This is a genomic window from Pseudarthrobacter sp. 10T415, assembly GCF_056394175.1.
Genome location: NZ_JBFTHJ010000003.1, coordinates 87486 through 102070 on the forward strand (window position 1 = coordinate 87486; position 14585 = coordinate 102070).

The following is a 14585-nucleotide window of genomic DNA, read 5'->3' on the forward strand; positions in this document are numbered from 1 at the left end:
AAAGGACAGACGATGATGTTTCGCGCCCGAAAGCCCCTGCTGCCCAAAGCTGCTGCCGCAGCGGCCGTCCTCGCGCTGACGCTGACGGGCTGCGGAGGCTCGCCGCAGGCTTCGGACGGCCCGGTGACCCTGCGCTTCAGCTGGTGGGGCTCGGATACCCGGCACAAGATGACCGAAAAGCTGATCGAGGCGTTCGAGGCCGAGAACCCCAACATCAAGGTCAAGGGGGAATACGGCGACTGGAGCGGCTATTGGGACAAGCTGGCCACCCAGGTGGCATCGCAGGATGCCCCGGACATCATCCAGATGGACGCCGCGTACCTCGGCGAGTACTCCGGGCGGGGCGCACTGCTGGAGCTTAAGGACGTTGACCTTTCCAAGTTTGACCAGCCTGTGGCCGATTCCGGCAAGGTGGAGGGCAAGCAGTACGCCGTGACCAGCGGCGTCAACGCCATGGTGGTGATGGCGAACCCGGCCCTGGTGTCTGCCAGCGGCGTGGCACTTCCCGATGACAAGACCTGGACCTGGGACCAGCTGGACAGCACGGCTGCGGCGATCACCCAGGCCAGTGGCGGGAAGGTGTACGGCACGGGCCAGGTCAATTCCGACGCCGCGGCCAACCTGTGGTTCCGGCAGCACGGCAAATCACTCTTCACCGGCGACGGCAAGCTCGGGTTCGATGAGTCGGACCTGGCCGAATGGTACGAATACCAGGCCAAGATGCGTGATTCCAAGGCCGTCCCGCCGGCCTCGGTCATCACCGAAGACGCCACCGCCTCGATTGACCAGCAGGGTCTGTCCACGGGCAAGTTCGCCATGAACATGTACTGGTCCAACCAGCTGGGCGCCCTCAGCAAGGCCTCCGGGCAGGACCTGGAAATCCGCCGGCCGCCGAGCGTGGACGGCAAGGCGGCGGATGCCCAGCAGTTCTATAAGTCGTCCATGTTCTGGTCTGCCAGCTCACGGACCAAGCACCCCGCTGAGGCGCAGAAGTTCATTGACTTCGTGACCAACAACGCCAAGGCGGGCGAGATCGGCCTGGCAGACCGCGGCATTCCCGCAAACTCGGATATCCGTGCGGCGGTGGTGTCCAAGCTGACCCCGGCCGATGCCAAGACGGCGAAGTTCATCGACGAGATCTCCAGCGAACTGGGCGGCGCCGTTCCGGTTCCGCCGGCCGGAGGAAGCGCCGCGGTGGAGGCACTGACCCGCTACTCCCTGGAAGTGCACTTCAACAGGCTCTCCCCGCAGGAGGCAGCGAAGAAGGCCCTGGACGAAGCGAAGAGCGCGCTGCTCTGACCGGTTTCGGCTAGGCCTGCGGTTCGAACCTCCAGGTGCCGGTGTGCACGCGGAAGTCGCGCGTCGCGGCGGTGTTCGCGCCGTCCGGGAGGGAACGCACGACGGCGGCATCCGGCGTCGGTCCCTTAATTCCGTAAGTGCCGGCGGGCAAACGGACAACCGCTGTGACGCCGGCGGGGACGGTGCATTCCAGCTCCACCAGGCCGCCCCTGCGCCGCCAGCTGGTCTCCGCGTAGCCGTTGGCCACCGGGATGCTTCCGCGGGCGTGCTCCAACCGGCACAATGGCGGCTGGATGAGCAGTTCACTGCCACCGGGGGACTGGAAGCGGATGCCCAGCAGGTGCTCGAGGATTTCCTTGACCACCGAGGCGGACCAGGCGTGGGATTGGCTGTAGTCGGTGCCGGGCTCCAGGTCCCAGGCCTCCCAGGTGAAGGTGGCGCCCCGTTCCAGGAGCCGCGCCCAGCCGGGCTGGTCGCGTGAGGTCAGAAGGTCCAGGACCGCGTCAGTCAGGCCCTGTGCCAGCAGCGCCCGGACCAGGCGGTGGACCGTCAGTGGCCCCTGCCGCATCCCCATGTCCGCTATCCGCCGGGAGTCGGCCTCAGCGAACCTGGCGTCCGTGATGCCCAGGGACAGGGGGAACGATGCCGCATGCTGTGAAGCATGGGCGCTGGGGGAGCCGTCGCCGTGGAGTCCGTCCACCATCATGCCGTCCACCCGGAGCCGGGTACGGATGGCCGCCGCCAGCGTGCGGGCAGCCTCGGCGTAGCGGGCGGCGGTTTCGTGCTGGCCCGCAACGCCGCAGAGCCGGGCGGTGGACAACAGTGCGGAGTAGGCCTGGACGTTGACGGTGGTCTTGGCGGCGCACTCCATGTCGTAACCGAATCGCCCCGGTGCCGGCCAGTCCACGATGCCGTGCAGGTAGGGGCCGGACCCGCCGCCCAGCCTGGTGACCAGCCCCGCCGTCGGGCCTTCCGCCGGAATGTACCGCAGCGCGTAGTCGGCCGTATCGCAGAGGTGCGGCAGCAGCTCCCGAACCAGGGCGAGATCGCCGGTGCGGTGGTGGTATTCCTCGGCCCACTCCGGCAGCATCAGCGAAAAATCCGGGATGTCGCGTTTGCCGTCACCGTTGGGATAGACCGCGTTGTAGCGGCCCCTGTCCCCGCCCGCGGTCCAGTACCTGCCCGCCGACCAGCCGAACTCCCGCAGCGCCTGGGCCGTGTAGGCGTGCTCGCCGAAAAGCGACATGGTGGCGTAGGAGATGTTCACGGCGTCCGCCAGGAACTGGCCCTTTTCCCGGGTGGGGGTGTCCACGAACTGCTCCTGCACGCCGTACAGCGCCGAGTCGCGCAGGAGGCCGAAGACGGCGTCCAGTGTGGGGTCCGAGCTGCTGAAGCTGCCTTCGGCGGGGTGCCTGCCGTGAACCACGACGGCGCCGAGCCGGGACACGTCCGCGGCGTCCACACCGGGAAGCTCCAGGTAGCGGAAGCCAAGGTGCACGGTGGCCCGGTACTGCTGCGGCCCGGCGGCCTGGGTGTACGGGAAGGACATATCGGTGTTCTGGGTGGGTGTCTTGCCGGTGTCCACCCGGCCGTTGCCCCGGAGGTTGTAGCCGGCCCGGATCATCACCGTGCGGCCGGCCACGCCGTCGAGGAAATCCACCTCGGGCCGGCCGGGAAGCACCTGGCCGAAGTCCGCCACCAGCGTGCCGTCGTCGGCCGTCAGGAAGGCGCGGGGCGCAACGAATTCCTCCGACATGGACGTCCGGCGCGGATGAAGCGCGGGGCTTTCGGGGGTGGGGTGGCTCCCGCAACCGACGGCGGGCGGCAGGTCCTGCAGGGGGGTGGCGGCCAGTGCCGCGGCAGCGTGTCCGTCCAGGTGTTCAACGGGGTCGCCTTCGTCGTTCCGGTACCCGGCCTGGCCGTACGGGCCCTCGGCGGCGTGCCAGCCCGGACCCGAACCGAACACGTCGCGGCGGCCGTCCGCATAGTCCACGCTGAGCCGGACCAGCAGGCCGGGAAGGCCCGCGGCCCGTCCCTGTCCCGGGCCGTACCAGTGCAGCAGGGCCACCAGCGGAATGTCCGTGCCGTTTGGTGCGTCCCCGCCTGACTGCCGGGATGCCAGCAGTTCCGTCACGTCCGCGGCATCGTAGTAGCCCTCGCCGGGGTAGCCGAAGGACGTGGTGGTGAGGCAGGGTGTGCCTGCGAGGGACAGCTGGGCATGGTGCCGGGCGGCGGCGTAGAGCCGTGCCCGCCGGACGGTGCCGCTGAGCCGGATCGAGGTGCGGAACAGGGTCCATTCGTCTGGCTGGCGGTGTGCTGTGGTGCGTGGCCAGTGCGCCAGGGCAGCGTGTGCGTGGTGTTCGCCGGCATCGAACCGGTGGTCCAACAGGACGGCGCCGGTCTCTTCGTCGGTGCCCGCCTCCGAAACCCGGAGGCGCGCGTACTCGGCCTGGCTCCGGGGACCCTGGTGGAGGGCCAGCCTGCCCGAAGTGCCTGCCGGGAGCGGCTCCTCGAACACCAGCAGTTCGTCGCCGTCCAGGGAGGCGCGGATGGTGTGCCCGTCATCGGTGACGGTGAGGTCCTGCCACGTCCCCGGAACCAGGTCCTTGCCCGGGAGCCGTTCCTGCCGGACTGTGTGGGTGCGGTCTGCGCTGGCCTTGGCCAGGACGGGGGTGTCCGGCGTGGAGGCGGCGGGAATGTCCCACTGCGGCACCTGCCGCAGCAGTAGTTCGCCGGCCGTGTTGAGTTCGAGCAGCAGCCCCGTTCCGGGGCCGGTGCTGCGGAGGATCAGGCCGGCCCAGCCCATCACGGGCCGCACCCGCGCCTCCAGCCGGAAGTCGCGGACCGGAGGGCACGGCAGTGGCAGCCCGGGGGATCCCGCCACCCGGAGGGCGTTGTCCAGGATCTCCAGCGGAGCGCGGCCGCCCGGGGCGCGCCTGATCCAGTCGGCCTCCCAGGCGGAGTCGGAAAGCCCGGTGCCGAAGGTGCGCCAGGCAGACCACCTGCCCTGGACGCCGGCTGCGTCGCGAAGGCGCACCCGCCAGGAATAGTCCGCGTCGTCGTCGAGCACGGGCCCGCCATAGGTACCGCGCTGCGAAGCTGAGGGCACGCCCCCGGAGCTCCACACCTGGTGGCCGCCGGCGTCCTGCACGGAGACTTCGTACGCCGCCTGGCTGGCCCGGGAGGGGTCGGCGCCGTCCGGCTGGGCCAGTTGCCAGCTGAACGTGGGCTGCCCGGACGCCGTGAGGCACTCGGCCAGGCCGTCGGTCAGTAGACCCGTGGCGAGCAGAGCCCCGGCAGCTTCCTGTGGTGTGTCCGCTGTGGTGGGCGCTGCGCCGCCTGAAGGGGACATCAGGCGGACGGCACCGGGAAGGAGACCGGCGTGGACGTGGCCCAGGGGAGCCCCAGCTCGCTGAATGTTGAATGTTCGCGCCCGGCACGCTCCAGCGCGTCCTCGATGTTGGCCACCACGGCGTGGGCGGATTCGCCTTCACCCTCCCACTGCACGTAGGTGGGATCGATCGGCGCTGGCAGCGGCGCGGTCCGGACTGCCTCGAGCACCAGCATGAACGCCCCGCTGTCCAGGAGGGAGCTCAGCAACGGGGTGCCGGCGCTGCGGTGCTTGAGCAGGTTCTCGGTGAGGTCGTCCCGGCCGTAGGTCTGCTCGGTGGTGCCGGAGGCTGTTTCCACCACCAGCCGGTCCTCGGTGTAGTGGAAGACTGCAGTGCCGGCGGAGCCGTGGAGGGTCACGTACGGCTCAACGGATTCGGTGGCGCAGATGGTCAGGGCGCAGGTGATGGGCAGTCCGGCCGTGGTGCGGATGCGGATCACCGAGGTGTCGTCAGACTCGATGTCATTGGCCCGGTACAGCTCGGTTTCCACGGACGCGACATCGGCAACGGTGCGGGCGCCGGCGATCCGCAGCGCCGTTGCCACGGCGTGCGCGAGCGGGTTGGTGGCCACGCCGTCCACCACGTCCACGCCGTTGATGTTGCGCTTGCCTGCCCAGCGCGACCGTTCGTAATACGCCCGGTCACGGACCCAGCGTCCAGTGGCGGAGATGCCTTCCAGGTTGCCGATGGTGCCGGCGCCCAGGAGTTCCGCGATGGCCGTCAGCGCATGCGAGCCCAGGCTTTGGAAACCAATTTGGACGCCGTGCCCGGACGCTGCCGCGGCGTCGCACAGCCGGTTGTAGTCCGCCAACGAGGCCACGGGCGGCTTCTCCAGGTAGAGCTCGGCATCCGTGGCCAGGGCGGCCAGCGCCAGGGGAGCGTGCGTCTGGATGGGGGTTGCCACAATGACGACGTCCAGGTTCTCCGTTGCGGCCAGCAGGTCCTCGAGTCCCTGGTACACCGCGGCCGACGGCGGCACGGAGCCGGGTGCCGGTGGCTGCGGATCCGCGACGGCCGCCAGTTCGACGGCGCCGGCTGCCTGCAGGCGCGCAAGGTTCCGGAGATGGTGGGTGCCGAAGCCGTGCACGCCTACCAGCGCGATCCGGGCTGCCGGGCCGGAGCCCAGCGGGATGGTCCGGACACCTGCCGGTTCGGCCGCCTCACCGGTAAAAGCGTTACCGGCGGAAACGTTGGGAAGGTGGGTGCCAGCGGGCGTTCCCATGGGTTCTCCATTCTGCCCTCGAGGGCACGCTTACAGGCGCGCTGGCTTAGCAGCAAGCGCTTTCCAACCATTAGTGTGCGCCACCCCTGGCAGCAGAGTCCAGTTATGTAACGATTCAAAAAATGGCTTGACCCCACACTCGGGTTGGGTCTAGATTTTCGAGAAACCGATTACCGGCGTGACGCGGACCACTCGCGCCCTCGCCTCTGCAACGATGGAGAAACGGAAGGGAAGTGCCATGCTGTCCGGAACCTTCGCCGCTCGGGCCTATTCGTTCTTTGACACCCTTCTGTGGATCGCATGCCTCAACCTGTTGTGGCTGGTGTTCACCCTCCTCGGGCTGGGCGTAGGCGGGATCGGACCTGCCACTGCGGCGGCGCAGATCCTGGTGCGCAAGCGGGCCCGGGGGGAAGCGGCGCCACTGCTGCGCGGGTTCGCGGCGGAGTATTTCCGGAACTTCGGCCGCGCCAACGTCCTTGCCCTGCCGCTGCTGGCAGTGGCAGTGGCGCTGGCAATGAACTGGAACTTCTTCTCCGGCGGGCGGGACCTCTTCCCGCAGCTGATGGCGGCCGGAATTTTTGTGGCGGCCATCTTCCTGGCGGGGGCGGCCTGCTACGTGTTCCCGATGTATGCCCGCTACGAACTGCCCCTGGGGCAGTACCTGATGCTCTCGTCCCGCTTTGCCATGCGGCACCTGGCTGGGACGGTCATCCTCCTGTTCGTCTCGGCGGCCGTGGTGTATGCCAGCACCACCGTCCCCGGACTCATTCCGTTCTTCAGCATCGGCGCGTGGCTCTACACCACGGGCTGGCTCTGCGACCGGTTCTTCACCGCCAATGACGAGTCGGTTGCCGCCGATGCCGAACCGGCAACTGCCGGCGCCGCACCCGTGCCCGCCGCCGTATCCACGGCTTGACCGGCTGACCGCCTGACCGGCGGCGCGTCTCCCGGCCCAGCCCCACGTCGGTGGGCCCCCCGGAGCGCCCGTCCCATTGACCAGCACCACCCCGCACCCTCGTCCTGCCCGCACGTCCACAAATGAAACGTATCAACCCCGTCTGAATGACCAACGAAACCCCGAAGAAGTGGAAAAGGAAAAGCCATGATCCGTAGGAAACTCACCCTGGCGGCCGCCGTCGTCACCATCTCCGCCATATCTCTCACCGCCTGCAGCGGCGGCGGCAATGAACCCGCCGCGGACCTCACCAGCGTGTCCATCATGGCCCCGTTCCTCGAGGCCCAGCCGCCCAGCGCGGACGGCGCCGTCCAGAAGAAGCTGGAAGAACTCACCGGCAAGGACATCAACATCAACTGGACGCCCAACTCCTCGTACGAGGACAAGACCAACATCACGCTGGCAGGCTCCGACATCCCGCAGATCATGGTCATCCAGGGCAAGACCCCCGGCTTCGTCAAGAACGCCGAAGCGGGCGCCTTCTGGGACCTGACGGATAAGCTCGACAAGTATCCGAACCTCAAGACCACGTTCCCCGATATCCAGGAGAACGCCAGCATCAACGGCAAGGTCTACGGCGTCTACCGTGGCCGTGCGCCCATGCGTGCTGCGGTGATGTTCCGCCAGGACTGGTTGGACAAGCTGGGCCTCCAGCCGCCCAAGACCACCGAGGACCTCTACAAGGTGGCCAAGGCGTTCACCGAGCAGGACCCGGACGGCAACGGCCAGAATGACACGTGGGGCATCACCATCCCCAAGTGGGGAGCCCTGGGCACCAACAGCCCCTACGACCTGATCGAGGAATGGTACGGCGCCGGCAACCGGTGGACCGAGAAGGACGGGAAACTGATCCCCAGCTTCGAGACCGACGAGTTCCTTGAGGCCAACCGGTTCGTGAAGAAGATGGTGGACGGGAAGCTCATCAACCCGGACTTTGCCACGTTCGACGGCACCAAGTGGAACGAGCCGTTCTTCAACGGCAAGGGCGGCATCATTGTGGACGTCGATTCCCGCGTCAGCGTCCTGGTCAACCTCTTCAAGCAGGCCGATCCCAACAACTTCCAGAACAAGGTGGGCTTCGTGGGCAACCTCGAAGGCCCCGACGGCGAACTCCACGCCCACCCCACCGACGGCTACTCCGGCTTCCTGGCCGTCCCCAAGTCCAGCGTCCGCACCGAGGCCGAGCTGGACAAGGTCCTTGAGGTCCTGAACACCCTGAACGGCAAGGAAGTGGCCACCCTCCTGAACAACGGCATCGAAGGCGTCAACTTCACCGTGGAGGACGGTAAGGCCGCCACCATCAAGCCCGAAACCCCCGAGGGCAAGGCCGTCAGCACCGACATCAAGAGCTACGCACAGCTGGGCATGAACGTGGCCGGCAACAACTTCTACCCGGTCAAGCAGGCCAGCGACTACGAGCAGCAGGTCTTCGACAAGCGCACCGAAGTCATGGCCGAGGACCTCAAGAGCGCCGTGTACAACCCCGCCGCCCCGTACGTCTCCGCCACCTACGTGGCCAAGGGCGCACAGCTGGACAACATCGTGGCGGACGCCCGGATCAAGTACCTCGCCGGACAGATCGATGAGCAGGGCCTGAAGGACGCCATCAAGCTCTGGGACACCAGCGGCGGCAACAAGGTCAAAGAAGAGATCAACAAGCTTTGGCAGGACAACAAGTAAATGGCAGCCCCCGTCGTCGAGGCTGAGGCCTCAGGGCGGGCGGCCAGCCGGCCGCCCGCCCGGGAGCGGAAGAACGCCAAGTTCTCCGTCCACTTCGCGCATTACAAGTGGCTGTACCTGCTGCTGTTGCCGGGCGTGCTGTATTTTGCGGTGTTCCGCTACGGCCCCATGTATGGCGTGTCCATCGCCTTCAAGGACTACGTCCCGTTCCTCGGCGTCAACGGCAGCCGGTGGGTGGGGACCCAGCACTTCGAGGACTTTTTCTCCAACCCGGATTTCCCGCGCCTGCTGGGCAACACGCTGATCCTGGCGTTCCTGAACCTGGGCATCGCATTCCCGCTGACCATCGTGCTGGCCCTGCTGCTGAACGAGGTCCGCCTCTCCGTCCTCAAGCGCACGGTCCAGACCTTGGTGTACATCCCGCACTTCCTGTCCTGGACCATCGTGGCGTCGCTGAGCTTCCTGCTGTTCGCGCTGGACATCGGCCCGATGTTCCAGTTCCTGAACAACGTGATGGGCACCAACATCGACTTCCTGTCCGATCCCGCCTGGTTCAGGCCGCTGATCGTGCTGCAGGAGATCTGGAAGAACACCGGCTGGGGAACCATCATCTTCCTCGCCGCCCTGTCCACGGTGGACCAGGACCAGTACGAGGCCGCGATCATCGACGGCGCCGGACGGTTCCGGCGTGTCTGGCACATCACCCTGCCCGGGATCCGGTCCACCATCATCGTGATGCTGATCCTGGCGATCGGGCAGATGCTCAACACCGGATTCGAACAGATCTACCTGATGACCAACGCCCTGAACCGGGACGTCGCGGATGTCTTTGACACCTACGTGTACTTCGTGGGCATCACCCAGGGCGCCTACTCCTACTCCACCGCGGTGGGCCTGTTCAAATCCCTGGTGGGCCTGGTGCTGATCTTCGGCACCAACTGGCTGGCCAAGCGGTTCAACCAGAGCGGACTGTTCTAATGAAGATCCACAACACCACCGGCGGCCGGGTGTTCGACGCCGCCAACTACCTCTTCCTGTCCCTGGTGGGCATCCTTACCCTGCTGCCGTTCGTCTACGTCTTCGCGGGCTCGTTCGCCACCGAAGCGGAAATCACCCGGCGGGCGTTCTTCGTCTGGCCCGAGCAGTTCAGCCTGGGCTCCTACGAGTACATCTTCTCGACGCCGGCTTTCACCAGGGCGCTCATCACCACCATCCTGGTCACCGCCGTCGGCACGGTGGTCCAGCTGGCGTTCACGGTGACCATGGCCTACCCGCTGGCCAAGAAGACCCTCCGGGGACGCAAGCTCATCCTGTCCCTGGTGGTCTTCGCCATGGTCTTCTCCGGCGGCATGATCCCCACCTTCCTCCTGGTCAAGGACCTCGGCCTGCTCAACTCCTACTGGGCCCTGATCCTGCCTGCGGCGATCAACCCGTTCAGCCTGATCATCATCAAGAACTTCTTCCAGGAGCTCCCGGCGGAGCTGGAGGAATCGGCCAAGATGGACGGCGCCACGGAGATCGGCATCCTTTGGCGGATCCTGCTGCCGCTGTCCAAGCCGGTCCTGGCCACGTTCGCCCTGTTCTATGCCGTGGGAATCTGGAACGACTTCATGTCGCCCCTGCTCTACCTCAGCGACAACTCCAAGTGGACCCTGCAGATGTACCTCCGCCAGGTCACTGCGGCCTCGGACCTGCTGGGAACCGGCAACGTGGACCCCAACTACATTCCGCCGGAACAGGGCATCAAGTTCGCCGTGATCGTGGTGGCCACCCTGCCCATCCTGATCTTCTACCCCTTCCTGCAGAAGCACTTCGCCAAGGGCATGCTCATCGGCTCCGTCAAGGGCTAGAAACCCCCACTCACAGAAAGAAGACCATGAAGATCCTGCTCGCCGGTGATTCCACCGTCGCCAACTGTCTCACGCACGAGTACCCCATGAGCGGGTGGGGCGCGCAGCTGGCCCCGCACGTTTACCGGCGGGCAGCGGTCCACAACTTCGCCAAGGGCGGGGCCAGTACCGAGTCCTACCGCGGCGAAGGGCTGTGGACGGCACTGCTGGCAGAGGCCGGCGAAGGCGACCTTGTCCTCATCCAGTTCGGCCACAACGACCAGAAGAAGCAGCACCTGGCAGCCCGCACCGGCTACGCGGCCAACCTGCGCACCATGGTGGGGGAGGTGCGTGCCCTGGGCGCGGCTCCGGTGCTCTGCACCTCCGTGGAACGGCGGCACTTCCGGGACGCGCCGTCGTCGTCCGCCGGCATGGGCGACGTACTGGAGGAAAGCCTGGAGGACTACCCCGAGGTGGTGCGCGAACTGGGGCTGGAGCTCGGCGTCCCCGTGATCGACCTCAATGCCTGGACCCGGGAGCTTTACGTCCGTCTGGGCCGGGAGGGATCCGTGGCGCTGTTCTGCCATTTCGCGCCGGGGGAGCACGCCTACTGGCCGGACGGGCTGGCGGACAACACGCATTTCTCCCAGGAAGGTGCCGCAGTGGTTGCGGAGCACGTGGCAGCCGGGCTTGCGGAGCTGGGGCTCGCCGCCCCGGCTTTTGCGGGTACGACGGCGGGACGCGCCTGAGTGGGCACCGCCACAGGGGGTGCCGGGGTGCTGTACAGCAATGCGCTGGGCGGTCCGGCGGACGTCGCGGACTGGGTGGCCGAAGGGCCGCTGAACCTTGGCACCCACTCCGGGGCGCTGGAGCTGTCCGGTGCACTGGACGACGCCGAATTCGGCGACCACGCGCACTGGACGTTCTGGTGCCCGGAGGAGTTTCCGGACGGAATCCGCATCAGCTGGGAGTTCCGGCCGCTCGAAGAGCCGGGCCTGGCCATGCTGTTCTTCGCAGCCGCCGGCCAGGGCGGCCTGGACCTCTTCAGCCCGGACCTGGCCCCGCGGACCGGGTTCTATCCGCAGTACCATTCGGGGGACATCGATGCCCTGCACGTCTCGTATTTCCGGCACAAGTACGAATCAGAGCGGGCCTTCCGGACGTGCAACCTCCGCAAGAGTGCAGGCTTCGAACTGGTGGCGCAGGGCGCTGACCCGCTGCCGCCCACTGAAGACGCGGTGGACTTCTACCGCCTGGAAGTGGTGAAGGACGGCCCGCTGGTGTCCTTTGCCATCAACGGGTTGACCCTGTTCGAGTGGACAGACTCCTCGGGCAAGGTCCTCGGCGGCGGCCACATCGGGTTCCGGCAGATGGCCCCGCTGCGGGCCGCCTACCGGAACCTGGTGGTGGAGAAGCTGCGCTGACGCGTCCTACGCCTTGCCGGTGCTCTGCCGGACCACGAGCTCCGGCGTGAACACCACCGCGCGGTGCGTGGCGTTCTGGGACTCCACTTCCTCGGTGAGGAGCTCGATGGCGGTGCGGCCCAGCGCCTCTGTGGGCTGTCGGATGGAGGACAGCGGAACCACTGCCGAGACGGCAAAGTCGATGTCGTCGTAGCCGATCAGTGCCACATCTTCTGGGATGCGGAAGGTATGGGTCATGGTGAGGGACTGCATGACGCCGAGGGCCAGGAGGTCGTTGGCGCAGAAAACGCCATCGGGCAACTCCTCCGGGCTGCGTTCCACCAGCATGTTTCCCACGCTGCGGCCGGCCAGGACGGTCATCCCCTCCGACGCCAGCACTTCCAGTGTTGCGTCGGGCTCCTCCTTGACGGCGCGCTGTGCACCCTGCAGGCGGTCCGATACCTGCCGGATGGACGTGGGGCCGCCCACGAACGCGAGCCGGCGGCGGCCGGTGTCCAGCAGGTGCCGCGCGGCCAGGTACCCGCCGGCGTCGTCGTCCACGGAAACCGAACTGAACCTGGACTCGTCCGCCAGGCGGTCCACCAGGACCGTGGGTACGCCGCGCTCGCGGAGGAGGTCCAGCCGCTCGGTGACGTCGCCAACGGGGGAAATGAGGAGGCCCTGGACCCGCTGCTCCTGGAAGAGATCGATGTAATTGGCTTCGCGGCCGGCGTCGTGGCCGCTGTCGCCCAGCAGGACGGCGCTGCCGTGGACGCTGGCGGCATCCTCAGCTGCCCGCACCACCGAGGTGAAGAACGGGTTGCCCACGTCCAGGACAATCAGTCCCACGGTGCGGCTGTGGCCGGCGCGGAGCTGCCGGGCGGCGTCGTTGCGGACAAACCCCAGTTCGTCGATGGCCTTCAGGACGCGTTCCTTGGTGCGCTGGGACACCCTGTCCGGGTAATTCAGCACGTTGGAGACGGTGCCCACGGCAACGCTGGCGTGGTTGGCAACGTCCTTGATACTGGCGGTGCGGTTCATGATTCTCCGAGCTGCTGGTCCGGATGCCCTGACTTCCACGGGCCATTTGCTGGGGCCGGGTGGAAATGCTTGACACCTACTCAGGTTCAAGAGTACTTTGAATCGTACCAATGAAACGATTCAAATATCCGCGAGTTCAGGAGAGTTCCAGATGAGGGTGTGCTTCCGGTCCTCGATCCAGCCGGCGCTGATCGACGAGTACAAGCGGCGCCACGCCGCGGTGTGGCCGGAGATGCTTCTTGCCCTGAAGGAAGCGGGCTGGAACAACTACTCCCTGTTCCTGGCGGAGGACGGGCTCCTGGTGGGCTACGTCGAATGCGACGACTTCGACGCCGTTCGTGCCCGCATGGCCCTGACCGACGTCAACGCGCGCTGGCAGGCCGAGATGGCCACGCTTTTTGAGGACACCGGCCAGGCGCCCGACGAGGGGTTCCAGGTCCTGGAAGAGGTGTTCAACCTTGACGGCCAGCTTGCGGGCGCAGGCTCCACAACCCAGTAGTTCCATGCCCCAGTAACTAAAGCCAAGCCCAGCTCCTGCAGCGGGGCATTACCCAACAGACCACAGCAGCACGAGACACCGGAAAGAACCATCATGAATGACGTAGCAAAGGCGCTGGGCAGGCTCGGAGAGCTTGCCATCGAGGTCCCTTCGTGGGCCTATGGAAATTCAGGCACGCGGTTCAAGGTGTTCGGCACGCCCGGCACGCCGCGGACGGTCCAGGAGAAGCTGGCCGACGCCGCCAAGGTCCATGAGCTGACCGGCCTCGCGCCCACGGTCGCCCTGCATATTCCGTGGGACAAGGTGGACGACTACTCCGCCCTGAAGGAGTACGCCGCGGGCCTGGGTGTTGGCCTGGGCACCATCAACTCCAACACCTTCCAGGACGACGAGTACAAGTTCGGCTCCCTGACGTCCTCCAACGAGGGCGTGCGCCGCCGCGCCATCGAACACCACCTGGACTGCATCGACATCATGCACGCCACGGGCTCCCGCGACCTGAAGATCTGGCTGGCGGACGGCACCAACTACCCGGGCCAGGATGATCTCCGCGGCCGCCAGGACCGCCTGGCCGAGTCCCTGCAGGAGATCTACGCGGCCCTGGGGGACGAGCAGCGCCTGGTCCTGGAGTACAAGTTCTTCGAGCCGGCGTTCTATCACACCGATGTTCCGGACTGGGGCACGTCCTATGCCCAGACCCTGGCGCTGGGCGAGAAGGCGTTCGTCTGCCTGGACACCGGCCACCACGCCCCGGGCACCAACATCGAATTCATCGTGATGCAGCTGCTGCGCCTGGGCAAGCTGGGGTCGTTCGACTTCAACTCGCGCTTCTACGCCGACGACGACCTCATTGTGGGTGCCGCCGATCCGTTCCAGCTCTTCCGCATCATGCACGAGGTTATCCGCGGCGGAGGCTTCGGCAAGGACTCCGGCGTCGCGCTGATGCTGGACCAGTGCCACAACCTGGAAGAGAAGATCCCGGGCCAGATCCGGTCCGTGCTGAACGTCCAGGAAATGACGGCCCGCGCCCTGCTGATCGACACCGCTGCCCTGACCGAGGCCCAGCGCGCCGGGGACGTCCTGGCCGCCAACGGCATCTTCAACGACGCCTTCTACACGGACGTCCGTCCCGCCCTGGCCGAGTGGCGTGAATCCCGCGGCCTGCCCGCGGACCCGATGGCCGCCTACAAGGCCAGCGGCTACCAGAAACAGATCAACGAGGACCGCGCAGGCGGCCAGCAAGCCGGATGGGGCGCTTAATTCCT

The 14585-nt window shown here is 66.8% G+C and carries 12 protein-coding genes; 9 read left to right on the forward strand and 3 right to left on the reverse strand.

From position 1 onward, the window contains the following. The first annotated feature begins 12 nt into the window (after positions 1-12). A complete protein-coding gene (locus AC1DBN_RS06025; RefSeq protein ID WP_477722759.1) occupies positions 13-1299 on the forward strand; it encodes an ABC transporter substrate-binding protein in 1287 nt (428 codons plus the stop codon). Positions 1300-1309: 10 nt separating this feature from the next. Here the strand turns inward: AC1DBN_RS06025 and AC1DBN_RS06030 are convergent, their stop codons facing one another. Then, positions 1310-4651 carry a family 78 glycoside hydrolase catalytic domain gene (locus tag AC1DBN_RS06030; protein WP_477722760.1) on the reverse strand — a complete coding sequence of 1114 codons (3342 nt, stop codon included), beginning with the start codon at positions 4649-4651 and terminating at the stop codon, positions 1310-1312. After that, on the reverse strand, positions 4651-5913 hold the full coding sequence (locus tag AC1DBN_RS06035) for a Gfo/Idh/MocA family protein (protein WP_477722761.1): 1263 nt from the start codon (positions 5911-5913) through the stop codon (positions 4651-4653). Before AC1DBN_RS06035 ends, AC1DBN_RS06030 begins: the two co-directional genes overlap by 1 nt. Positions 5914-6091: 178 nt before the next feature. Between AC1DBN_RS06035 and AC1DBN_RS06040 the strand changes: the two genes are divergently transcribed. From AC1DBN_RS06040 to AC1DBN_RS06065, 6 genes are all read left to right on the forward strand, one after another. Then, positions 6092-6829, forward strand: a complete 738-nt coding sequence (locus AC1DBN_RS06040) for a YesL family protein (protein WP_477722762.1) — start codon at positions 6092-6094, stop codon at positions 6827-6829. 186 nt (positions 6830-7015) lie between these two features. Beyond that, entirely contained in the window at positions 7016-8548 is a 1533-nt protein-coding gene (locus AC1DBN_RS06045) for an extracellular solute-binding protein (protein ID WP_477722763.1), read from the forward strand. Beyond that, positions 8549-9526 (forward strand): ABC transporter permease, encoded by a 978-nt coding sequence (locus tag AC1DBN_RS06050; protein ID WP_314214496.1) that lies wholly within the window; start codon positions 8549-8551, stop codon positions 9524-9526. Then, entirely contained in the window at positions 9526-10398 is an 873-nt protein-coding gene (locus AC1DBN_RS06055; protein ID WP_314214494.1) for a carbohydrate ABC transporter permease, read from the forward strand. Before AC1DBN_RS06050 ends, AC1DBN_RS06055 begins: the two co-directional genes overlap by 1 nt. Before the next feature lie 26 nt (positions 10399-10424). Then, positions 10425-11126 carry a rhamnogalacturonan acetylesterase gene (locus AC1DBN_RS06060; protein ID WP_477722764.1) on the forward strand — a complete coding sequence of 234 codons (702 nt, stop codon included), beginning with the start codon at positions 10425-10427 and terminating at the stop codon, positions 11124-11126. After that, complete coding sequence (locus tag AC1DBN_RS06065) at positions 11127-11801, forward strand: DUF1961 family protein (RefSeq protein ID WP_314214490.1); 675 nt, start codon at positions 11127-11129, stop codon at positions 11799-11801. It abuts the gene before it with no gap. A gap of 6 nt (positions 11802-11807) precedes the next feature. Here the strand turns inward: AC1DBN_RS06065 and AC1DBN_RS06070 are convergent, their stop codons facing one another. Beyond that, positions 11808-12821 (reverse strand): LacI family DNA-binding transcriptional regulator, encoded by a 1014-nt coding sequence (locus tag AC1DBN_RS06070; RefSeq protein WP_314214488.1) that lies wholly within the window; start codon positions 12819-12821, stop codon positions 11808-11810. Between the two features lie 151 nt (positions 12822-12972). Between AC1DBN_RS06070 and AC1DBN_RS06075 the strand changes: the two genes are divergently transcribed. Together AC1DBN_RS06075 and rhaI are read left to right on the forward strand one after the other, a co-directional pair. Then, on the forward strand, positions 12973-13320 hold the full coding sequence (locus tag AC1DBN_RS06075; RefSeq protein WP_314214486.1) for an L-rhamnose mutarotase: 348 nt from the start codon (positions 12973-12975) through the stop codon (positions 13318-13320). Positions 13321-13413: 93 nt separating this feature from the next. After that, a complete protein-coding gene (gene rhaI / locus AC1DBN_RS06080) occupies positions 13414-14580 on the forward strand; it encodes an L-rhamnose isomerase (protein WP_477722765.1) in 1167 nt (388 codons plus the stop codon). Positions 14581-14585: the final 5 nt, after the last annotated feature.